Below are 21,446 nucleotides of genomic sequence, written 5' to 3' on the forward strand. Positions count from 1 at the left end.
CAGTTTGCTTCACTGCGGTCTTGGTGGCAGGATTCAACTAATACAGGTGAGAAAGCACTAGGGGTGGTATCTGATGGCATGGCAGTTAAAAACTCTTGTTGCAGCGGGGGCATTACTTTTATTGGCTGGCTGCGCCTCGCCCTACACCACCAATGTAATTGGCAAGACCCGCCCGGCCATCGCGCCGGAGCAGGTCACCATTTACACCCAGGAACCTGAAAGTTTCGAGGCGATCGCGCTGATCACCGCGACCAGCGATGCGTCCTGGCGGTTGACCGATGAAGCGAAAATGGAAGTGGTACTGACGCGCTTGAAAGAGGCGGCCGGCAAAGTCGGCGCAAACGGCGTATTACTGCGTGCCACTGGTGAACAACAGGACGACTCGGTGCATATCGGCACCGGTGTCGGGCGTAGCACCGGTAATGTTGGCTTTGGCATCAGTCTGGGTAAAACCTTCGGCTTAACGGATAAAACCGCCGAAGGCGTCGCCATCTACGTACCCGAACGCCCATAAAAAAGCCACTCACAAGATAATCATATAGACTACCCGAAAATACATCCACTTTGCAGTCGCCAGGTTACAACAGGAGGTCACATGTCGTTGACTCATGAAGCTGAATTCAGTTGCCCGTATTGCATGGCACCCAACAGCATCGAAATCGATCCAATGAACGATATTCAGCAACAGCAAATTGTTGATTGCCAGATCTGCTGTCAGCCGATTGAAGTTATTATCAGTGAAGGTATGGATGGCGACTTTGAAGTGATCGCCCGCACCGATGACGAGTGAGAACTTATTCGCTGTTGGCCCAGCGGTTGACCGCGCGGTTTAGCCATGCCGGCGAGAGTTTGCTGCCGAGATAGGCAAGTTTGGTTTGGCTACCAACGGGCCAGTGCACCCGGTAACCGTTATGCTGGCTAATTTGCCAGACAGTTCTGGCAACGTCTTCCGCGCCCAGACGCACGCCGAAGCGTTTGATACTTTGCGTCTGCATGCCATCAATCATTGCGGTTCTGACAAAAAGTGGCGCTACTGCCATCACCCGGATGCCCTGGGATTGCCATTCAAGACTCAGTGCCTCACTGAGTCCGTTTACGGCAAATTTGCTGGCTGAGTAGCTGGCCAAATCAGGTTGACCATAAATCGTACTCGCCGAACTCATATTCACAACCCGTGAACCAGGGGTTGCCTGAAGATACGGAAGCGCAGCGTGGCAGCCGTTCATTACGCCTTGCACATTAATGTCCACCAGAGTCTGGTGTTGCTCGATTGATGTATCAGCGAACGGACCTGAACACAGAATTCCGGCATTGTTGAAGAGCAAATCTAATTTACCGTCATTGGCCTGGCAAAATTCAGCCAAGACCTGTTGCCATTGCTCGTGATCCCGTACATCCAGTGCAAAGGTCTGACAACGCTCATGGCCGAGCTCAGCCAACAGGCTAGCCAGGGAGTCCTGGTTGATATCTGCGGCGCCCACGCGCCAGCCCCGCTGGTGAAACAGTTTCGCGGTTGCCCGACCAATTCCGGCGCCAGCGCCGCTGATAAAAAGCGATGGTGTGTTAGTCAAAATGGGTATCCTTTGAACGCGCCTGGGTGGCTTAAGTCATCTTTTGCTCGCAATCTCAAAACTGCGCAAACGTGCGTCATGATCATAAGCATGGCACGTCAACATGAGTTCGTCGACATCGGTTGCTGCAACAAAATCATCCAGGTAGGCATGCACCTGATCAGGCGTACCGCAGGCAGTATATTTTAACGCGTGGTTGGCGCCTGCCAGAGCCATCGGTTCGACCTGCTGCTCAATGTCGTCGATGGGGGCAGGCAATGGGCCGGGGTTGCCCTGGCGTAACGCGATAAACTGCAATTGCATTGAGCTTTTCATGCGCTTGGCTGCCTCTTCGCTATCTGCAGCGAATACATTGATTGCTGCCATCGCATAAGGTTTATCCAGGTATTTCGAAGGTCGGAAATTGTTGCGATAAGCCTCAAGTGCCGCATGCAGATGATCGGGCGCAAAGTGCGAAGCAAAGGCATAAGGCAAACCTAACAATGCCGCCAGCTGGGCGCCGAATAAGCTCGAGCCAAGAATCCATACAGGCACTTTTGAGCCACTACCGGGAACTGCTTTTATGCGCTGGCCGGGTGCCGGATCATCAAGGTACTCCAGCAATTCCTGTACGTCGTCCGGAAAACCGTCGGCGCTGTCATAGCTACGGCGCAGCGCGCGCAAGGTTGCGCCATCAGTGCCAGGTGCGCGACCCAGTCCCAGATCAACACGATCGCCATACAGTGCGGCCAATGTGCCAAACTGTTCCGCTGCTACGAGCGGCGCGTGATTCGGTAACATAATGCCGCCAGCACCAATGCGAATGCTGCTGGTTTGACTGCCAATGTGCGCTAGTGCCACTGCCGTGGCGGCGCTGGCGATACCGGTCATGTTGTGGTGTTCCGCCATCCAGAAACGACGGTAGCCCCATTTTTCAACGTGCTGCGCGAGGTCAGCTGAACGCTTAATTGACACTGCTGCTGAGCTGCCCTCGGTTATGGGCGCGAGATCGAGTACGGAGAGAGCAACCATGGAGACTCCTGAAGGGGAACAGCCCGAAGTTTTATATTCACTTCGGGCTGCGACTACTGCATTCGATTAAGATTCTAACTTAGCATCCAAAGTAATCTTAGCGGTTAACAGCTTCGATATTGGACAATTTTCTTTCGCGGTGTTTGCCGCTTTTTCGAAAGCGTCTTTGTCAGCACCAGGGATGCGTGCTTTCAGGTCAAGGTGAACATGGGTGACCGCAAAGCCGTCGTCTTGTTCTTCCAGTTTCACCGTAGCTTTGGTGTCGATACTTTCGGCTTTCAGATCAGATTCACCGAGTACCATCGACAACGCCATCGAAAAGCAGCCTGCATGGGCGGCACCGATAAGCTCTTCGGGGTTGGTACCTTTGCCATCTTCAAAGCGTGTGCCGAAGGCGTACTGCTGCTTGTCGAGTACGCCACTTTGCGTTGAAATCGTGCCTTTTCCGTCTTTTAATCCGCCTTCCCAATGTGCATTTGCTGTGCGTTTCACTAAGCACCTCCAACTAATTGTTGTGAATGTACTTATTAGTATAGACCATGGGTCAAGTTATAGATCAGCTAGCGGGTGCCAAAGATCTTATCTCCGGCATCACCAAGTCCCGGCACAATGTAGCCGTGGTCGTTCAAATGGTCGTCCAACGCCGCGGTATAGATCGGAATCTCTGGATGCGCTGCGCTCACTTTCTCAACCCCTTCTGGCGCAGCAACCAGAACCAGTACGCGAATATCGTTACAGCCCTTTTGCTTGAGCATATCCAGCGTGGCAATCATGGTGCCGCCAGTCGCCAGCATCGGGTCGATGACCAGCGCCGTGCGCTGGGAAATTTCACCGGCAAGCTTTTCAAAGTAAGCTACGGGCTCCAGGGTTTCTTCATTACGGTAAAGACCGACAACGCTGACTTTCGCACTGGGCAGCAGACCAAGCACTCCCTCCAGCATGCCGATACCGGCGCGTAAAATAGGTACCACGGTGACCTTTTTACCTTGTAGCCGCTGCACTGTGACAGGGGTACCGTCCCAGCCTTTTATCTGATGTGGCTCCAAAGCAAAATCTTGCGTGGCTTCGTAGGTAAGCAAGTTACCGAGTTCGTTGGCTAGTTCGCGGAAGCTTTTGGTGGAAATGCCGGCTTCGCGCATTAAACCGAGTTTATGTTGCACTAACGGATGTTCGATCACATGAAGAGGCATGGTTAATCCCCGCAGTCTGTTCGCTATGAATACCTAGAGTTTAGTTTAAGCCGATGCTGGTCAAGATTGAAGTGGAGAATAAAAGCGCAAGGGTAATTATCGGCTACTCAGCAAATCCGATTGACCTAATCGCTTTTTCCTGTAGGGAATAGAGATCCCAATCTAAAGGAAAAGGTCTATAGTATTTTTGCTGTACCTAAAGTACGTCAATCTTACCCGGTCAATAAGAAAGGAAAATAGCCATGATTAGAAAGTCCCTACCGGTGATTTCTGCGCTTGCTCTCGCGATGTCGATGGGCTTGGCCGCTAACGCGAGCCTTGCGCAGGAAGCCAAATCAAAAATGTTCTGGTGGCCAGAGCAACTCGATTTAACCCCACTCCGTGATCACGATGCAAGCTCGGACCCGTACGGTGAAAACTTTGATTATGCCGAGGCATTTAAGCAACTCGATATCGAAGCAGTGAAGCAGGATATAGAAGCCCTGATGACAGATTCGCAGGACTGGTGGCCAGCTGATTACGGTCACTATGGCCCGTTCTTTATCCGCATGGCATGGCATGGTGCCGGTACTTATCGTGTCAATGACGGACGTGGCGGCGCTGGTGGCGGTCAACAACGGTTTGAACCGCTGAACAGTTGGCCTGACAACGTCAGCCTTGATAAAGCACGGCGCTTGTTATGGCCGATCAAACAAAAGTACGGTCGTAGTATTTCTTGGGCAGACCTGATGGTGCTCACCGGTAACGTAGCACTGGAGTCGATGGGCTTTAAAACCTACGGCTTTGCCGGCGGCCGTGAAGATGAATGGGAGCCGGACAACGTTTATTGGGGGCCGGAAAAACAGTGGCTTGAAGATAAACGCTACAGTGGCGACCGCGAACTTGAAAAACCACTTGCAGCAGTACAAATGGGTTTGATTTATGTGAACCCGGAAGGCCCCAACGGCAACCCTGATCCATTGCTCGCCGCCAAGGATATCCGCGATACCTTTGGTCGTATGGCAATGAATGACGAAGAGACTGTGGCTTTGATCGCGGGTGGTCACACATTTGGTAAAGCCCACGGTGCGCACAAGCCGGACGAATGTCTGGGTGCTGAGCCCGCGGCCGCGCCGCTTGAAGAACAAGGCATGGGCTGGAAAAACAAGTGCGGCAAAGGTCACTCGGAAGATACCATTACCTCTGGTTTAGAAGGTGCCTGGTCCGTTAATCCAACCGCATGGACCATGCAATATTTCGACAATCTGTTCGGTTTTGAGTGGGAACAGACACGTAGCCCGGCGGGTGCGATTCAGTGGATTCCGGTGGATGGTCAGGCGGCCAATCTGGTTCCGGATGCCCACATCGAAGGCAAGCGTCATGCGCCTATTATGTTCACCACAGACTTATCACTGAAGTTTGATCCTGAGTACCGCAAAATCTCAAAACGCTTCCACGAAAATCCGGAAGAGTTTGAGCTGGCGTTTGCTAAGGCCTGGTTCAAGTTGACGCATCGTGACATGGGGCCGCGGGCACGTTATATCGTAGATACCTCCCCGGCAGAACCACTGTTGTGGCAGGACCCTCTGCCTGAAGCGGATTACACGCTGATTAACGCAAGTGATGCGGCGGATTTAAAAGCCGCTATTTTAGCTACTGATCTGACTGTTGCTGAACTGGTTCGTACTGCCTGGGCGTCTGCCTCCAGTTTCCGTGGTACCGACATGCGTGGCGGTGCCAATGGTGCGCGCGTTGCCTTAGCGCCGCAAAAGGACTGGCCGGTAAACAATCCAGCAGAGCTGGCGCGGGTCATTGCGGTACTGGAAGACGTGCAAGCGGACTTTAATAACGACCAAAGCGGTGACAAGCGTGTGTCCCTTGCTGACGTTATCGTGTTAGGCGGTGCTGCCGCAATTGAAAAAGCCGCAGCTGATGCTGGTTACGATATTACCGTGCCATTTGCGCCAGGTCGCACGGATGCAACTCAGGAAATGACTGAAGTTGTTTCGTTTGAATTTCTGGAGCCAAGTGCTGATGGTTTCCGCAACTACTACAGTGAAGAAAGTCGCATGTCACCGGCGGAAATGTTGGTCGACCGTGCTGATTTGCTCACTCTGACCGTACCGGAAATGACAGTCTTGCTGGGCGGTATGCGCGCTTTAGGTGCCAACCATGATAACGCCTCACATGGCGTGTTCACTGACACCCCAGGGCAACTCACCAATGACTTCTTTGTCAATTTGCTGAGCATGGACACTAAGTGGCAGCCAGCTGACACTGCAGGAGTTTACGAGGGCTATGACCGTGCGTCAGGCGAACTGAAATGGACCGCCACACCGGTGGATCTGATCTTCGGTTCGAACTCTGAGTTACGGGCGATTGCAGAAGTTTATGCGCTGAGCGACTCAAAAGAGATGTTCGTGCATGACTTCGTGGATGCCTGGAGCAAAGTTATGACACTGGATCGCTTTGATCTTGAATAAGCACTGCTTATTCTACGCGGAGGCGGCCTATGGGCCGCCTTTTTATTGGCTGGCTATGCACGCCATTCAGTTTAATGTTATTCAGCCTTCATTAGCGTAAGTACCAATCCCCGGCTCGCCGCACGATTCCGATGCTCACATAAATAAATACCTTGCCAGGTGCCTATATTCATCCGGCCGTTGGTGATCGGAACGGATACACTGCTACCTAGCAAGCTTGCTTTAAGGTGAGCGGGCATATCGTCCGGGCCTTCATAAGTGTGACGATAATAGGGAGCATCCTCAGGCACCATTTCATTAAAATGACTCTCAAAATCCTCTCGCACCGTGGGGTCGGCATCTTCGTTGATGGTTAATGATGCAGAGGTGTGCTTGATAAAAATATGCAACAGCCCAGTGGTCACTGGTGTGAGCGTATGAAGCGCCTGTTCGATTTCGTCAGTAATTGAATGGAACCCGCGCGGCCGCGGCTGCAGGGTCAGTTCTGTTTGGTAAGTTGCCATGGGACCAGTCGCTCTGATGTTTACCTATGAAATAAGGGCAACTATGCTATAAAAAAGGACACAAAAAAAGGACGGAATCATGGACAGCAACATCCGCTTTTACTCAGACAACGCCGCTGAATTCAGCGACCAGTACGATAGTCTGACGTTTGAGCAGGTGCACGGTGACTGGATACACCTGCTCGACAACCTTCCGCAAGGAACCGGGGTGCTTGATATTGGTGCAGGCTCAGGGCGTGATGCGCGGGCGCTCGCGGGGCATGGTTTCAAAGTAACCGCGGTCGAACCTGCGGCCGCGTTGCGCACCCTTGCCAGGCAAAAGTCACCGGGCATTCACTGGGTGGATGACCGGCTACCTGATCTCGAAAAAATTGACACGACCTATGCGCTGGTTTTAGTCAGTGCCGTATGGATGCATCTCAACCTGTACGGTCAAATCGAATCGCTCAAGCGCGTATCACAACTGCTCGCCCCCCACGGCTACCTGATACTAACCTTGCGGCACGGTGCATTCCATGACCAGCGTAGCGGCCACGACTTAAGCGAAAAGCACATCATTGAAAGCGCCGGGCAACTCGGCCTCCATCTGGCTCTGTCAGCAGAAAAAACTGATCAACTGGAACGGCCCGATGTCCGTTGGCAAACACTGGTATTCAAGAAGAACGATTAAAGACTTGTCTCTGTATTAAGCTTGGTGACCCTGTTGCGACCGCTGGATTTGCTGATATAAAGCGCTTTGTCGGCGCGACTGATAATGCGATTAAGTGTTTCGTTAGGGCCGAGCTCGCTGACGCCGATGCTAAGGGTAACTGAGAGATCTTTTTTGAGGTTATCGCGCCAGTTGTAGCCATTGATGGCAACTCGCATTCGTTCAGCGACCTGTTCAGCGGTGAGAATGTCTGTTTCTGGCAATACGATCAGGAATTCTTCGCCACCCCAGCGACCGACTAAATCATGCTGGCGCAGTTCCAGCCGAATCAACTTGGCCAGATGCTGCAATACCTGGTCGCCTTTTGGGTGTCCGAAAATATCATTAATGAGCTTAAAGTGATCGATATCGATGAGCAGAACGGACAACGGTTTGTTGTAACGTTCGGCACGGGTAATTTCGGCTTCAGCCAATTCAGTTAAGTGGCGGCGATTATGTAACAGCGTCAGCGAGTCGGTACTGGCCAGACGATTGAGTTCGCGGCTGGCGGAGCTCACGGTGCGGACATAAAAGAAGCCGAGGTAGCTGAACATGGCGAAAACAATGCTGAGGTTGAAGATATTCACGCCGATCAGCGCTTCGGCAGAAATTGGCTGGACTGGCGGAAAATAAAGTCCAGCAGCATAAAGGCCGACGTAATAAAGCCATAACAGGCTGAGAGCTACGATCGCGTAGCGCGCTGACATGGTGACCGCGAGTGCGGGGATAAACATCAATAAATAGTAATGGAAGCCGCTGTCCCAACCGATCAGAATACTACCCAAGGCAGCATGAACCACTACTTCGGTCCAAACCAGCCAGGTGCCGAGGGCATTTTGTCGGCGACCGAAGGCGTAAAACGCCCAGGCATACATGGCAACGCTCACCACATTGACCCAGGCCAGGATGGGGGAGCCCAAGGCCAGGAAAATCCCAAAGAAAGCAATATCAACGGTTGCCGCTATTTGACAACAGCGTCTTGCGACGCGCCAAAACTGCGGACGTTGGCGATTCAAAGTGGTGCGTTCCATGCTGCTCATTGAAGCCCTTATGAATAGTGTTGCGAAACGTTAAGTTTAGGTGAAAAGGACATAAGTATAAAGCGATCCTTGCTTAGCATCTCATATATGTTTTACCATATATTTCAGTTCATATCGTTAATGTGGGTAAAGGCATGAAAGTTCTGTTTTTATGCAGCGCAAATTCAGCGCGATCGCTTATGGCGGAGGCCATATTCAGACAACTCGCTGGCTCCGACTTTGAGGTGATGAGCGCTGGAACTGAACCGACACAACCACAAGCTGAGGCATTAGACGTTTTGCAAGCCATGGGAGTGAGCACGACCGGGTTGAAATCAAAGGCGATTGATGAACTCGAAGATACTGAATTCGACTACGTGATCAGTTTGTGTGATCGCGCTCGGGTCGAATGTCAGGCGGACTTTACCGAGCAAAATTTTGTCGCGTGGGACTTCCCCGACCCTGTGGAGAGTCGTGACAGCGAAGCGTTCAAGAAAACCGCACATGAACTAAGCGAACGGATCCGTATGTTTCTGTTTATTTTGCGGAAACAATCAGACACTCCGCACCTTTATAATTCGCCTCAGGATTTTTTTAAGGTGATGGCTGACCCGTTGCGCTTACAGTTGATAGTACAAACAGCCGGTACTGATGAAATCTGTGTTTGTGACTTTGTTAGCGCTACCGGCATGTCACAACCTAAAGTTTCGCGCCATTTAGCACAGTTGCGCGAATATGGCTTGCTGCTCGATCGTAAAGAGGGACGGTGGGTATATTACCGACTGAACCCCGCGCTTCCCGATTGGATGCGTGAGGTCATTACGACCACGCGCAGCCACAATCCTCAACTCGTTAAGGATCAACAGAATGAGTGTGTTTGAGCGTTGGCTGTCGCTGTGGGTAGCGCTGGCGATTGTTGTTGGTACTTTTTTAGGTAATCAATTCCCCGATGCATTTTCCTGGTTGTCGCGTATTGAATTTGCCAATGTGAATCTGGTCATCGCGGTGTTGATTTGGTTGATGATTTATCCGGTTATGGTGCAGGTCAACTTTACTGCGGTAAAACAAGTCGCCAAAGAGCCACGTGGACTGGTGCTTACCCTGATCATTAACTGGTTGATCAAACCCTTTACCATGGCGGCGATCGGCTGGTTGTTCTTTAAGGGCATTTTTGCGGACTTCATTTCACCTGAAACAGCTAATGAATACCTTGCTGGGGTTATCCTCCTGGGCATCGCGCCCTGTACTGCTATGGTGTTTATCTGGAGCCAACTTACCAAAGGCGATGCCAACTATACCTTGGTTCAGGTATCGGTAAATGATGTGGTAATGATTTTCGCTTTTGCTCCCATTGCGGCGCTGTTGCTTGGCGTAGCTGAAATAGAAGTGCCTTGGGAAACTTTGGTTATAAGCGTAGGTTTGTACGTGATTGCGCCATTGTTAGCCGGCGTCCTGACGCGGCGACAACTAACGCGGGCTGTTTTGGTGGCCAACGAGAAGCTAGCTAACTTTGACCGCACCATGAAACCCTGGTCTATCATTGGTTTATTAATGACCGTAGTGTTGCTCTTTGCGTTTCAAGCCGAGGTGCTACTCACCCGGCCTTTAGATATTGCGATGATCGCAACACCGTTACTGATTCAAACCTACGGCATATTTGCCATAGCCTTTGTGCTGGCGCTATTCCTTAAGCTGCCGCATCGTATTGCCGCGCCGGCATGCTTAATTGGTACCTCAAACTTTTTTGAACTAGCGGTGGCAGTAGCAATTTCGCTATTTGGATTGCAGTCAGGCGCAGCATTGGCGACCGTTGTCGGGGTGTTGGTCGAGGTGCCGGTGATGTTATCACTGGTGTGGTTTGCGAATAGAACCAAACATTGGTTTAGCGTTTAAAAGGAACAGTTATGACAATTAAAGTAGGTATTAATGGATTAGGTCGGATTGGTCGTTTGGCATTGCGCATTGCTACCGAGCGTGACGACCTGGAAGTAGTGAAAGTGAATGATCCGGGTGGCGCTGCGGAAACCTTTGCGCATTTGCTGAAGTTTGATTCGGTACACGGTACCTGGGCGCACGATGCGGCTGCCGAGGGCGGCGACTTGGTGATCAATGGCCAGACGATTGCCTTTTCCCAGTACAAAACCATCGAAGAAAATGACTGGAGTGACTGCGATATTGTGCTTGAGGCATCCGGTAAGATGAAAAGCGTTGAGGTGCTCAATGCTTATCTCGAGCAGGGCGTAAAACGCGTGGTGGTGTCTGCACCAGTTAAAGAAAAAGGTGCGCTGAACCTTGTGGTGGGGGTGAATGACCACCTGTTTGACCCGGCAGAACACCGGATCATTACTGCGGCTTCATGCACCACCAACTGCCTGGCGCCTGTTGTGAAAGTATTGCATGAGAAAATTGGTATCAAACATGGTTCACTGACCACCATTCACTCCATTACCAATACCCAAACCATACTTGATGCGCCGCACAAAGACTTGCGGCGCGGACGTGCCTGCGGTGAGAGTTTGATTCCAACGTCAACCGGCTCAGCGACTGCGATTATTGAAATCTTCCCTGAGCTTAAAGGCCGGCTTGATGGTCACGCGGTGCGGGTGCCTTTGGCGAATGCGTCACTTACCGATTGCGTATTTGAGATGGAACGGCCAACCAGCGTTGAAGAGATCAATGGCTTGTTTGAGGAAGCGGCTAAGGGCGAGTTAAAAGATATTCTGGGCTACGAAGAACGGCCGTTAGTATCCATTGATTACCGCACCGACCCGCGTTCAAGTATTGTCGATGCTTTGTCTACCCGGGTAATCAACGGCACCCACGTTAAAGTTTATGCCTGGTACGACAATGAGTGGGGTTATGCGAACCGCGCGGTCGAATTGGTGGCGAAGGTCGGCGCATGCTAAGTCAGTTCTCCCCTGAGGTGCGCCAGTACTTTCTGGTTACCGGAAATTATTGGGCGTTTACCCTGACCGACGGGGCGTTGCGGATGCTGGTGGTGTTACATTTTCACCAGCTCGGCTACAGCGCTATCGAAGTGGCGATGCTGTTCCTGTTTTATGAGTTCTTTGGCATCGTGACCAACTTATTCGGTGGCTGGATTGGCGCCCGCTGGGGGCTTAACCGCAGCATGAATATCGGCCTTGGTCTGCAGGTTGTTGCGTTAGCTATGCTGCTGGTGCCATCGGCCATGCTGACGGTGCTCTGGGTTATGGCGGCACAGGCACTGTCGGGTATAGCTAAAGACCTGAATAAAATGAGTGCGAAAAGCACCATTAAGTTATTGATACCCGATAGTGAACAAGGTCGGCTGTACAAATGGGTAGCGTTTCTCACTGGTTCGAAAAACACCCTGAAAGGAGTCGGTTTTTTCCTCGGCGGATTGTTGCTTACCCTGATGGGTTTTCAGGGCGCTATTCTGGCGATGGCGGTGATGCTGATCCTCGTTTGGGTAGGAAGCCTGATTTACCTTAAACATGGTGCAGGGAAAGCCGAACATAAGCCGAAGTTTAAAGAGCTATTCTCAAAAAGCCGGTCGATTAACATTCTGGCAATGGCGCGCTTCCTGCTCTTTGGGGCCCGTGATGTCTGGTTCGTGGTTGCTTTACCCGTGTTCCTCGCCAGCGAGCTGGATTGGGGCCATTGGCAGGTCGGCAGCTTTCTTGCCAGCTGGGTTATTATTTACGGTGTGGTGCAGGGTAGCGCACCAAAGTTCACCCGTAATGCCGATATCAGCCCGCGCAAACAGGCTAGGTTTTGGGGCGCATTGTTGACCCTTTGCCCATTGGCATTAAGTTTAGCTCTGTGGCAGAACGCTCCGGCTGCAGCAAGTATTATGCTGGGTCTCAGTTTATTTGGCGTTTTGTTCGCCGTTAATTCATCGTTACACAGTTATCTGATTGTGTCCTATTCGCGGACGGACGGCGTTTCTCTGGATGTTGGTTTTTACTACATGGCCAATGCCGCCGGGCGGCTGCTGGGTACTGTCCTGTCAGGCTGGATCTATCAGGTGTACGGACTAGTTGCCTGTTTAATTATTTCGACGCTGTTGCTGTTGCTTTCCACCATCACCATCAGTGTGCTGCCACAGCGGGTTGCTGGAAAATAACCGGGTTGTCTCCTAATGTTGTGTTACGGCAACACAAATGCAACGCAAATTAGGGACAACTCCACATGTTGATGAAAAAACTTATTCTCTCAGCGCTAGCTCTTTGCTGTTCGAATCTTGCATGGGCAGATGGCAGTGCGACGATTATGTCTGGTGGTACGACGTCGAAGGTCGAATTCGCCGAAGGTAAGTATCTGCGCATGGAAGCGCCGGAAAGCGGCGGCTACATGCTCATGCGCGACGACAAGCTCTATTCGGTAGTAAGCGAAGGTGGCGCTGTCATGGTGGTTGATATTGCTGCCGCGATGCGTGCTATGGGGAGTGCAGGCCAGCAAGAAAGCTTCTGGGATGACGATATTGCCGAAGTAAAAAGTTTTTACAAGACAGGTGAAAGTGAAACTGTCGCGGGTATTACGGGCGAAGTTTACAAGTTAGAGACGCTTAATCAAAATGGCAACGCACAGACCTCCATCCTGGTATTAACCGAGCACGAAACCGTGGTGGAACTCTCGGAAGCCATGTATCACATGAGTCAGACACTGGTCTCCGCCGCGGGTGAAGAAACCCCACAGTCACTTGCTGCCATGTATAACAATGTGATTGCTCATGGTATGGGAATTTTACGTCAAGGTGATGAATTTGAACTTGTGTCTGTTACCGACACAGCCCCGGAAGCGGACCGGTTTCGATTACCAGCTGAACCCATGCAGATACCTGTCAATCGCTAGCTAGGACGACGAGGCATCAAAGCTCGCGCTAGGGCGTCCAAACAGGTAGCCCTGAAAAAACTCGCAGCCGAGATCCTGCAGCCGCTCGAATTGAGCCTGGGTTTCGACCCCTTCAGCAATGACCGCAAGGTTCATGCTGCGGCCAAGGCTAATGATGGTTTCCGCCAGCAAGGCGCCTTTGCTCTGGGGTTGTAAATCATTGACAAAGGCGCGATCGATTTTCAGCTCATCAAGGGGCAACTGCGTCAGATAAGCCAATGACGCGTAACCTGTGCCAAAGTCATCGAGCGAGAGCGAAATACCGAGCTTCCGCAGTTTTTTCATCTGTTCAATGATGAAGCCAAGGTCATGTGCCATCAGACTTTCGGTCAGTTCGAAACGCATTTTTTTCGGATCGGCACCGGTGCGGGTAATAATATCCTGCACCCGATCGACGAAATCCGCTTGGCGAAACTGCAGTGAACTGACGTTTATCGACAACGATAAGTGTTCGAACTCCGGTCGCTTCGACCACTCCACTAATTTTTCGCCGCAGCTTTGCAAGACCCACTCACCTATTTCAATGATGCTGCCGTTGGCTTCGGCGATAGGAATAAATTCGGCCGGTGAAATCGCGCCGTACTCCGGATGCTGCCAGCGAAGCAGTGCTTCGCAACTGATTAATTTCTGGTAGCGGTTCACCTGAGGTTGATAAGCGATCTGGAATTGCTGGTTTCCAACGGCGTGATGCAGAGCTTGTGACAGGTGCAGGCGTTGATGAAGCGACGCCTCCATTTGTTTATCAAAAAAACTAATGGGCGAGTCAAGCCGCCGCTTGGCGGATTTAAGCGCAATATCCGCCTGAGTTAAAATCGTATTCCCGTCCAGGTTATGGTTTCGATCAAATAAAGTGATCCCGACGCGAGCATAAAGTTTGTGGGTCTTATTATTGAGTGTCAGTGGTTGCTGTATCTCGTCCAGCACACATTGCGCTAGCTGCTCTGCTTGTGTCGCCGCCTTAGCAACATCATTTCCCAGATCGGGAAGTAATAATGTGAATTCGTCTTTGCCAAGACGTGCCAGGCCGTCACTGGTTTTGGCAAAATTCATTAGACATTTGGCGCAGTGAATAAGCGCCTGATCACCACTTTCATAACCGAGGCTATCATTAATGCTGTGAAAATTATCAATATCGATCAGCAACAATGCGCTCATGGTTTTTTCAAAGGGACTGACACCATTGATGGTATTCAACCGCTCGAGGAATAAACGCCGATTCGGTAAATCCGTCAGGGGGTCAAAATAGGACAGGCGCTGCACTTCTGCCTCGGCGGAGTCGAGTGCGCGTAGGTCAGCGTCCATACAAAACATGATGGGTTCATCGTTGGGTAAATCGACGACGGTGTGGCTTGAAAAAACCGGGACAGTGGCGCCGGATTTATGTTTTAAGTTCAGCCGTGCCGGTGGAATGCCCCGACGATTTGCGAACATCCAGTCGACATCATGCCGCACCAGGTCGGTCATCCCTTCAGGAATAATGAGCTCAAACAGACTGCCGCCTAAAGCTTCTTCGGCGGAGTAGCCGTAGATTTTCTCTGACGCTGCATTCCAGTAAACAACTGTACCATCGGCTCGGTAGCCTTGAATCGACATTGCCTGAGTGTCATCACACAGCTTGCGGAACCTGGCTTCGCTGATATTTTGCGTGCTTCGTTTGGGCATAAACCTGCAACTAGTGGAGAATTTTAAAACTTTCTACAAGTGTAGAATATGATTGATAAAACCGTTAATTTAGCTACTGTACTTTCAAATCTGAAATAGGCATTACTGCGTGGCAACGAAACAGCATTATGAAGTCATCATCATTGGCACGGGCTTCGGTGGACAGTCTGCCGCATTGCGCTTGAAAAAGCTCGGTATTGATGACTTTATTATGCTTGAACGGCGTGACTTTATGGGCGGTACCTGGTGCCAGAATTCCTATCCAGGCGCCCAGGTGGATGTGCAGTCCCCATTGTACTCGCTGGCAAGTGAGCCTTACCCCTGGTCGCAGATGTTTGCTGAACAACCCGAGCTTGAGGCCTACACCCACCATGTTTTATCGAAACACCAGCTCGCAAATAAGGTGCGGTTGCGCTGCAACGTTACAGAATTACGCTGGTTGCCCGATCGGCTCTGCTGGCAAGTGACAACTAATCAGGAAACCTACTTTGCCCGTTCAGTTATCAGCGCGCAAGGGCCACTAAGTAATCCTCTTATTCCGGAATTCCCCGGCCGCGAAACCTATCAGGGCAAGAGTTTTCATACCAATCAGTGGGACCATAGCTTTGATTACAGCGGTAAACGCGTGGCAATTATTGGCAGCGGCGCCAGTGCCGCTCAGGTGATTCCCGCGATTGCCGATAAGGTTGCCGAGTTGCATGTGTTTCAACGCACCCCACACTGGGTGATGCCGCGTCCGGATCGGAAATTCGCCCCTTGGTTTCAGCGCTTACTGGGGGTTAATGTTTTCTACCAGATGTTGCGTAAATCAATTTATTGGGCCCTAGAATGGCGCGTATTGGCATTTAAATACTCAAAAACATTAATGAAGCTGTTCGCCGAGCGCGAAGCACGCAATCATCTGCGCAAACAGATCCCGGATCCGGAACTGCGCCGGCAGTTGACGCCAGATTACATGATCGGTTGTAAACGCATTATTGTCTCGAATACACTTTACCCTGCGCTGGCGCGGGATAACGTGACCCTGCATGACAAAACGGATGGTATCGCCAGCTTCACTGAGCAGGGCCTGAGAACCGCACAAGGCACTGAGCTCGAATTGGATTTAGTTATTTACTCAACCGGATTTAAAGCGACCGATGGCGCTTTAGGCTTCAATGTTGTCGGTCGCGATGAGCTGCGTCTTGATGAAGTCTGGGAGGATTATCCGCGCGCTTACCTGGGTACCACGATGCCCGGTTTTCCCAACCTGTTTTTGGTGACCGGACCGAATACCGGCATTGGCCATACCTCGGCAATTTTTGTCATTGAGTCACAGATGTATTACATCATGCGAGCGCTTACCGAACTGCGGCGCCGCAATAAAGCTGCTATTGAAGTGACCGCCGAGGCGGAACAAGCTTATACCGATATGATTCACCATGAGATGGCGAAAACCGTGTGGCAAAGCGGTGGCTGCGAAAGTTGGTACAAGAGTAAAAGTGGTAAGGTTACGGCGATGTTTCCGGGCTTTAGTTTTGTCTACCGATTGCTGGCGCAGCGTTTCAAGCCGGCCCACCACCGCTTTAGTGACGGAGAGCAAGCATGAAGAAGTTTCTGATCTCAGTAGCACTGATTGTGCTTCTGCTTTGGGCTGCGACCTGGCACCCGGCCACGGGCCAGTGGGTGTATCAAGCTACGACTCGCGCCGAAGCTATGCTCTATGGCTTTGAAAAAAAATCTGTGGCCTTAGCCGATATCACGTTCTCAGTTTATCAGCGACCAGGCACTGAAGCAGCGGCGCCCACCCTAGTCTTATTGCACGGCTATACCGCCTCGAAAGAGCTGTGGTTACGTTTTGCGAATCAACTTGATGATCGCTATCACGTGCTGATCCCTGATCTTGCAGGGCACGGAGACACCGGTTTTGATCCGCAATGGAGTTACCGTCCGCGGGCTCAGGCGGCACGAATTGAGCGCCTTATGAGTGCTCTGGATGTAAAACACGCGGTGCTGATAGGGAACTCAATGGGCGGTTTAATTGCTGCCAACTTCGCTTTGGATTTTCCGCAACGGACGCAGGCACTGGTAGTGATTGATCCGGCGGGAGTGATTGCACCTCAGCCGAGTCGGGCGGATTTGCTTTTTAAACAAGGACAATCGCCATTTGAAATCGAGTCCTGGCAAGATTTTCAGGAATTTTACGCCATGACCATGGCAGAGCCGCCTTATGTCCCGGAGTTTGTACTGCGCGGCATGGCAGCACGTTACCAGAAGCGCAAAGCACAGTACGTGCAGATTGCTGAAGATTTTCGCAATTTTGATCAACTAGATGGGCGACTTGAACAGCTGACCACGCCGACTCTGGTTATCTGGGGCAGTGCTGATCAACTGTTAGACGTCAGTAGTGCCGCGGTTTGGCAACGCCAGTTACCGAACAGCGAACTGGAAATTTTCGAGGGCATCGGTCACATGCCGATGGTTGAGCGCCCAGCACAAACCGCAACGCGTGTTCAGGAATTTCTGCAGGGGATAGAGCAATGAGCAAAAGACCTGGTGTTAATCCAGTGTTACGGCAATCGTTAGGCTTCGTTGTTCTGGTCCTGCTGGCTTACTTGTTATTGTGGCCGGTAAGCATTGATCCCCGTGCCTGGAATGCGCCCCGCGACCGTGGTTACGTTGGAGCTTATACGGTAAATACCGAACTGCAAGAGGTTCAGGAGGTGGCGCTTCCGGATTCTGTCGGGCCGGAAGATATTGCCATTGACCCCAGCGGCCGTCCTGTTTTTGGGGTGTTAAGCGGCGACATCCTGCGGCTTGAGAGCGATGGTAGTTTTACCACTCTGACCACTACCGGGGGACGTCCCCTTGGTCTGGAGTTCGATGATCAGGGTGGTCTCTGGATTGCAGATGCCTATCAGGGTTTAATGCATTGGTCACCTGCGACAGGCTTAGAATTACTGGTCACCGAAGTTGACGGGGTAGCGGTTCGCTATGCCGATGATGTTGATATTGCCGCCGACGGCACGGTGTATTTTTCGGACGCATCGACCCGATTTCCCGCCGGCAGTGTCGGAATCTATGACGCGAGCTTACTTGATATCATGGAACACTCCGGGAATGGGCGACTTTTAGCATTCGAGCCGGGCAGCGGCCGCACTTATACGGTTCAGGGTGGACTGCATTTCGCCAATGGTGTCGCTGTCAGTCATGATCAACAGTGGGTATTAGTCGCTGAGACAGGCAGCTACCGAATTTTAAAAATAGGCATTGGTCAGCATAATAACGGTGAAGTTTATACCTTGCTGGAGAATCTGCCGGGCTTTCCGGATAACATCAATGATGCTCCTGACGGCAAGTTCTGGATTGGCCTGGTGAGCCCTCGCAGCGCACTACTTGATGAGCTATCGGGTTACCCGTTCCTGCGTAAAATGGTACAACGTCTGCCGGCCTTTATGCGCCCCAGTGCCCAACGCTATGGACATCTCATCGCTATTGATATCAACGGCAATGTGCATCAGAACCTGCAAGACCCAGAAGGCGGCTTTGCCCAGGTGACCGGCGCTGCTGAGTCAGCGGATAAGCTTTATCTCAGCAGCTTGCACGAAGATGCGATTGCTATTCTCGAACGCTAGTCACTCTTGCTGGGACTGAGATCTGAAGTACAGCTGGGACAACGGGTTGCCTTTAATGGAATGGTAGAGAAGCAATAGTCGCATGCCTTGGTGTTGACTGCTGCGGGTTCTTCTTTAGCTTTCAGATTATTCATCCCTTTAACCAGTAAAAATACCGCGAAAGCGACAATGATAAAACTAATGGTATTGGTGATAAACAAGCCGTAATTCATGGTTACCGCGCCGGCCGCTTCCGCGTCAGCAAGAGCGATATAAGGGCCCGGGGTTTCGGCGCCCGCTTTTAACACCCAAAACATATTATTGAAATCAACACCGCCGAGTAACAGACCTATGGGCGGCATAATAATATCCGCGACCAGGCTTTTGACGATGGTACTGAACGCGCCCCCGATGATGATCCCCACCGCCATATCAACCACGTTGCCTCGCAACGCAAACTTCTTGAATTCGTTCAACATAATTAGCCTCTCATAAAAACTCCGCAAGCCGATTGTTTGCGGACACGTATTTTTTATAGCGTATCTGCGAGGGAAGATAAACCTAACGGCTAAATTCGCACCGGTACTTGTCGGTTTAGCTTAGCTCTTTCATAATGAGTACCACGCACTCTGAACAAGGCGCTAAACTGATGATGAATCTGGCCGACTTGACGACCCCTTACCTGTTACTCGATCCGGATAAAATGCGAGCCAATATTGCCCGCTTGCAATCCCATATGGCTGACTTAAACGTACCCCTGCGGCCGCATGTAAAAACCGCCAAGTCGGTCGATATCGTCCGCCGGCTATTTCCGACCGGCAGCGGACCTATTACCGTATCGACTTTAAAAGAAGCTGAGTACTTTGGCGCCCATGGTTTTGATGATATGACCTACGCGGTTGGTATCAGTCCGGATAAGCTGCCGCGGGTGGCACGGCTGATTCGCAGTGGTGTGCGATTAAGTGTTTTGCTCGATAGTAAAGCACAAGCCGAGGCAGTAGTAGCGTTCGCCAAGCGTGACAACCTCGCGCTGCCCGTGTTAATTGAAATTGATTGTGATGGCGAACGGGCAGGGTTACGGCAAGGGGACGGAAAGATCGTCGAAATAGCACGCATTTTGCACGAAAATAAACAGTTTATGGGTATTTTGATGCACGCTGGCGGCTCTTACCACTGTCCGGATAAAGCAGCCAAGGAAGCCGCTGCGGAACATGAGCGTGAAACAGCAGTAGCCGTCCGTGACGAATTATTGGCCGCAGGTTTACCTTGTGATGTGGTGAGTGTCGGCTCCACCCCAACCGCGCATTTTGCCAAGGATTTGACCGGTGTCACCGAAGTGCGTGCCGGGGTGTATGTGTTTCACGATTTGGTCATGGCCGGTATCCATGTATGCAAGTTAGAGGATATTGCGATTAGCGTTGTTGCGACGGTGATCGGACACCGGCCTGACAAAGGCTGGATTATGACCGACGCCGGTTGGATGGCGCTTTCGCGCGACCGCGGCACCGCCAAACAAGAGGTCGATCAAGGCTACGGATTGGTGTGCGCGATGGACGGCACACCTTACACCGACCTGATCGTCACCAACACCAGTCAGGAGCATGGCGTCTTAAGCATACGCAAAGGCAGTAAGGCTAAGCTGCCGAAGCTTGAGGTAGGCAGCAAGGTCCGGATTTTACCGAACCATGCCTGTGCGACAGCGAGCCAGTTCGATGGCTATGTGGTGCCTGATGGTGATGATCTGGTTTACTGGCCACGCATCAACGGTTGGTAATCGCCGGGATTGCGTTTGCATTACTCGGCCGCCGGCGCGGCGCGGGTAGCATTCCAGTTCACGGCTTGCCAGCCATCGCGGCGGTTGACCAGTACCCCGGTATTAAGGAAGGTTTCACGAGTTTGATCCGCAAGCTGCGTTGAAACCAAGGTGAAGTTGACAATAATGGCCTCGCCGAACGATTTGAGTTCAACATCTTCTGCGGTATACCAAGCCGTTACTTCACCTTCCTCAAGCCGCTGCGCCTCGGTTAGGCCTTGCATCAGTTCGGCTTTGCCGTAGCGGGTCCCGCGTGAGCTGGTATAGGTCAGTTCCGGAGCCCAAAATTTATCATGGGCCTGCACATCGTTAATCGACGCACCATAGAGGAAGGCATCGATTGCTGCTACAACCTGCTGTGCTTCCTTGGCGCTAATGGGACGCGCCTCCTGCGCAATACTGGAACTACTGAGAAAAAGTAAAAAACCAAGCAAAAAGGTACGCATGATAAATTCTCCTAGGTTTCGTTGGCAGAAATCCATTTGGGTTGCTGCGGTGCTTTGTGATCTTCCATTAACGCGAGAAGCTGCTTCGGTTCATCATGGCTAATGAGCAGGTGGCGGTGTTCGGCGCGAATAAAGCCTTGTGAGGTAGCGTTCTCAAGAAAGTTGAGCAAGCTGTTGTAATAACCATCGACGTTGAGTACCGCGCAGCTTTTCTGATGCAAGCCAAGTTGCGCCCACGTCAGCATTTCAAACAGTTCTTCTAGTGTTCCCATACCGCCGGGCATAGCAATAAAGCCGTCGGCGAGTTCAGCCATTTTGGCTTTGCGGGCATGCATGGAAGACACCACATGTAATTCTGTCAGACCATGGTGCGCCAGTTCTTTATCAACCAGCGCTTGCGGGATGACGCCAATCGCCTGGCCACCCAGGGTTAACATGCGATCAGCAATAGTACCCATCAGGCCCACGCTGGAACCGCCATAAACTAAGGTAATGCCTGCGGCGGCCAGGGTGTCTGCCAAAGCTATCGCGGCGTCTTTAAAGACCGGGCTAAAGCCCGGATTTGCGCCACAATAAACACAAATTGTGGATAATTTTTGCGCCATCAATACAC

Annotated in this window: 23 protein-coding genes; 13 read left to right on the top strand and 10 right to left on the bottom strand. The window is 51.5% G+C overall.

What is annotated here, in order from left to right; all coding sequences use genetic code 11:
- Positions 1-73: 73 nt before the first annotated feature.
- Positions 74-514, top strand: a complete 441-nt coding sequence (locus CWI69_RS09935) for a hypothetical protein (protein WP_126764055.1) — start codon at positions 74-76, stop codon at positions 512-514.
- A gap of 81 nt (positions 515-595) precedes the next feature.
- Positions 596-790 (top strand): zinc ribbon domain-containing protein, encoded by a 195-nt coding sequence (locus CWI69_RS09940; protein ID WP_126764056.1) that lies wholly within the window; start codon positions 596-598, stop codon positions 788-790.
- A gap of 4 nt (positions 791-794) precedes the next feature.
- Here CWI69_RS09940 and CWI69_RS09945 read toward each other — a convergent pair whose 3' ends face one another.
- From CWI69_RS09945 to upp, 4 genes are all read right to left on the bottom strand, one after another.
- Positions 795-1,571 carry an SDR family oxidoreductase gene (locus CWI69_RS09945; protein ID WP_126764057.1) on the bottom strand — a complete coding sequence of 259 codons (777 nt, stop codon included), beginning with the start codon at positions 1,569-1,571 and terminating at the stop codon, positions 795-797.
- Between the two features lie 36 nt (positions 1,572-1,607).
- Positions 1,608-2,582, bottom strand: a complete 975-nt coding sequence (locus CWI69_RS09950) for an LLM class flavin-dependent oxidoreductase (protein WP_126764058.1) — start codon at positions 2,580-2,582, stop codon at positions 1,608-1,610.
- A gap of 66 nt (positions 2,583-2,648) precedes the next feature.
- Positions 2,649-3,074, bottom strand: a complete 426-nt coding sequence (locus CWI69_RS09955; protein ID WP_126764059.1) for an OsmC family protein — start codon at positions 3,072-3,074, stop codon at positions 2,649-2,651.
- A 68-nt stretch (positions 3,075-3,142) separates the two neighbouring features.
- Positions 3,143-3,772, bottom strand: a complete 630-nt coding sequence (gene upp, locus CWI69_RS09960; protein ID WP_126764060.1) for a uracil phosphoribosyltransferase — start codon at positions 3,770-3,772, stop codon at positions 3,143-3,145.
- 287 nt (positions 3,773-4,059) lie between these two features.
- Between upp and katG the strand changes: the two genes are divergently transcribed.
- Entirely contained in the window at positions 4,060-6,234 is a 2,175-nt protein-coding gene (gene katG / locus CWI69_RS09965) for a catalase/peroxidase HPI (protein ID WP_377094730.1), read from the top strand.
- A 77-nt stretch (positions 6,235-6,311) separates the two neighbouring features.
- Here the strand turns inward: katG and CWI69_RS09970 are convergent, their stop codons facing one another.
- Complete coding sequence (locus CWI69_RS09970; RefSeq protein ID WP_126764062.1) at positions 6,312-6,737, bottom strand: secondary thiamine-phosphate synthase enzyme YjbQ; 426 nt, start codon at positions 6,735-6,737, stop codon at positions 6,312-6,314.
- Positions 6,738-6,816: 79 nt separating this feature from the next.
- On the opposite strand from CWI69_RS09970, the gene CWI69_RS09975 reads away from it, so the two are divergent.
- Positions 6,817-7,407: a class I SAM-dependent methyltransferase gene (locus CWI69_RS09975; protein ID WP_126764063.1), complete on the top strand. Its 591-nt coding sequence runs from the start codon at positions 6,817-6,819 to the stop codon at positions 7,405-7,407.
- Here the strand turns inward: CWI69_RS09975 and CWI69_RS09980 are convergent.
- Complete coding sequence (locus CWI69_RS09980) at positions 7,404-8,456, bottom strand: GGDEF domain-containing protein (protein ID WP_241971090.1); 1,053 nt, start codon at positions 8,454-8,456, stop codon at positions 7,404-7,406. The two genes, CWI69_RS09975 and CWI69_RS09980, sit on opposite strands and share 4 nt — an antisense overlap.
- 143 nt (positions 8,457-8,599) lie before the next feature.
- Between CWI69_RS09980 and CWI69_RS09985 the strand changes: the two genes are divergently transcribed.
- The 5 genes from CWI69_RS09985 to CWI69_RS10005 all read left to right on the top strand — a co-directional run bounded on the left by CWI69_RS09985 (position 8,600) and on the right by CWI69_RS10005 (position 13,280).
- A complete protein-coding gene (locus tag CWI69_RS09985) occupies positions 8,600-9,325 on the top strand; it encodes a metalloregulator ArsR/SmtB family transcription factor (RefSeq protein WP_126764065.1) in 726 nt (241 codons plus the stop codon).
- Positions 9,312-10,337, top strand: coding sequence for an ACR3 family arsenite efflux transporter (gene arsB / locus CWI69_RS09990; RefSeq protein ID WP_126764066.1), 1,026 nt, complete (start codon positions 9,312-9,314; stop codon positions 10,335-10,337). Before CWI69_RS09985 ends, arsB begins: the two co-directional genes overlap by 14 nt.
- An 11-nt stretch (positions 10,338-10,348) precedes the next feature.
- On the top strand, positions 10,349-11,350 hold the full coding sequence (locus CWI69_RS09995; RefSeq protein WP_126764067.1) for an ArsJ-associated glyceraldehyde-3-phosphate dehydrogenase: 1,002 nt from the start codon (positions 10,349-10,351) through the stop codon (positions 11,348-11,350).
- Positions 11,344-12,552 carry an organoarsenical effux MFS transporter ArsJ gene (gene arsJ, locus CWI69_RS10000; RefSeq protein WP_126764068.1) on the top strand — a complete coding sequence of 403 codons (1,209 nt, stop codon included), beginning with the start codon at positions 11,344-11,346 and terminating at the stop codon, positions 12,550-12,552. The genes CWI69_RS09995 and arsJ overlap by 7 nt, the downstream gene beginning before the upstream one ends.
- 65 nt (positions 12,553-12,617) lie before the next feature.
- Positions 12,618-13,280, top strand: a complete 663-nt coding sequence (locus CWI69_RS10005) for a hypothetical protein (RefSeq protein WP_126764069.1) — start codon at positions 12,618-12,620, stop codon at positions 13,278-13,280.
- On the opposite strand, the gene CWI69_RS10010 is transcribed toward CWI69_RS10005, so the two are convergent.
- Positions 13,281-14,981, bottom strand: coding sequence for a putative bifunctional diguanylate cyclase/phosphodiesterase (locus tag CWI69_RS10010; protein ID WP_126764070.1), 1,701 nt, complete (start codon positions 14,979-14,981; stop codon positions 13,281-13,283). It abuts the gene before it with no gap.
- Between the two features lie 109 nt (positions 14,982-15,090).
- On the opposite strand from CWI69_RS10010, the gene CWI69_RS10015 reads away from it, so the two are divergent.
- Genes CWI69_RS10015 through CWI69_RS10025 form a run of 3 tightly spaced genes read left to right on the top strand, consistent with a single transcriptional unit; the run spans position 15,091 to position 18,595 of the window.
- Positions 15,091-16,569, top strand: coding sequence for a flavin-containing monooxygenase (locus CWI69_RS10015; RefSeq protein WP_126764071.1), 1,479 nt, complete (start codon positions 15,091-15,093; stop codon positions 16,567-16,569).
- Positions 16,566-17,504, top strand: coding sequence for an alpha/beta fold hydrolase (locus CWI69_RS10020; protein ID WP_126764072.1), 939 nt, complete (start codon positions 16,566-16,568; stop codon positions 17,502-17,504). Before CWI69_RS10015 ends, CWI69_RS10020 begins: the two co-directional genes overlap by 4 nt.
- Positions 17,501-18,595 carry an SMP-30/gluconolactonase/LRE family protein gene (locus tag CWI69_RS10025; protein ID WP_126764073.1) on the top strand — a complete coding sequence of 365 codons (1,095 nt, stop codon included), beginning with the start codon at positions 17,501-17,503 and terminating at the stop codon, positions 18,593-18,595. Before CWI69_RS10020 ends, CWI69_RS10025 begins: the two co-directional genes overlap by 4 nt.
- Here CWI69_RS10025 and mscL read toward each other — a convergent pair.
- On the bottom strand, positions 18,592-19,053 hold the full coding sequence (gene mscL / locus CWI69_RS10030) for a large-conductance mechanosensitive channel protein MscL (RefSeq protein WP_126764074.1): 462 nt from the start codon (positions 19,051-19,053) through the stop codon (positions 18,592-18,594). The genes CWI69_RS10025 and mscL overlap by 4 nt on opposite strands.
- Positions 19,054-19,187: 134 nt before the next feature.
- Between mscL and CWI69_RS10035 the strand changes: the two genes are divergently transcribed.
- Positions 19,188-20,348 (top strand): alanine racemase, encoded by a 1,161-nt coding sequence (locus CWI69_RS10035; RefSeq protein ID WP_241971091.1) that lies wholly within the window; start codon positions 19,188-19,190, stop codon positions 20,346-20,348.
- Positions 20,349-20,368: 20 nt separating this feature from the next.
- On the opposite strand, the gene CWI69_RS10040 is transcribed toward CWI69_RS10035, so the two are convergent.
- Together CWI69_RS10040 and CWI69_RS10045 are read right to left on the bottom strand one after the other, a co-directional pair.
- Positions 20,369-20,833 carry a DUF4440 domain-containing protein gene (locus CWI69_RS10040; protein WP_126764075.1) on the bottom strand — a complete coding sequence of 155 codons (465 nt, stop codon included), beginning with the start codon at positions 20,831-20,833 and terminating at the stop codon, positions 20,369-20,371.
- Positions 20,834-20,844: 11 nt separating this feature from the next.
- The gene (locus CWI69_RS10045; RefSeq protein ID WP_126764076.1) at positions 20,845-21,438 is read right to left on the bottom strand and encodes an LOG family protein; all 594 of its coding nucleotides are present in this window, start codon (positions 21,436-21,438) and stop codon (positions 20,845-20,847) included.
- Positions 21,439-21,446: the final 8 nt, after the last annotated feature.

The organism is Pseudidiomarina halophila, assembly GCF_003987215.1.
Classification (GTDB): domain Bacteria; phylum Pseudomonadota; class Gammaproteobacteria; order Enterobacterales; family Alteromonadaceae; genus Pseudidiomarina; species Pseudidiomarina halophila.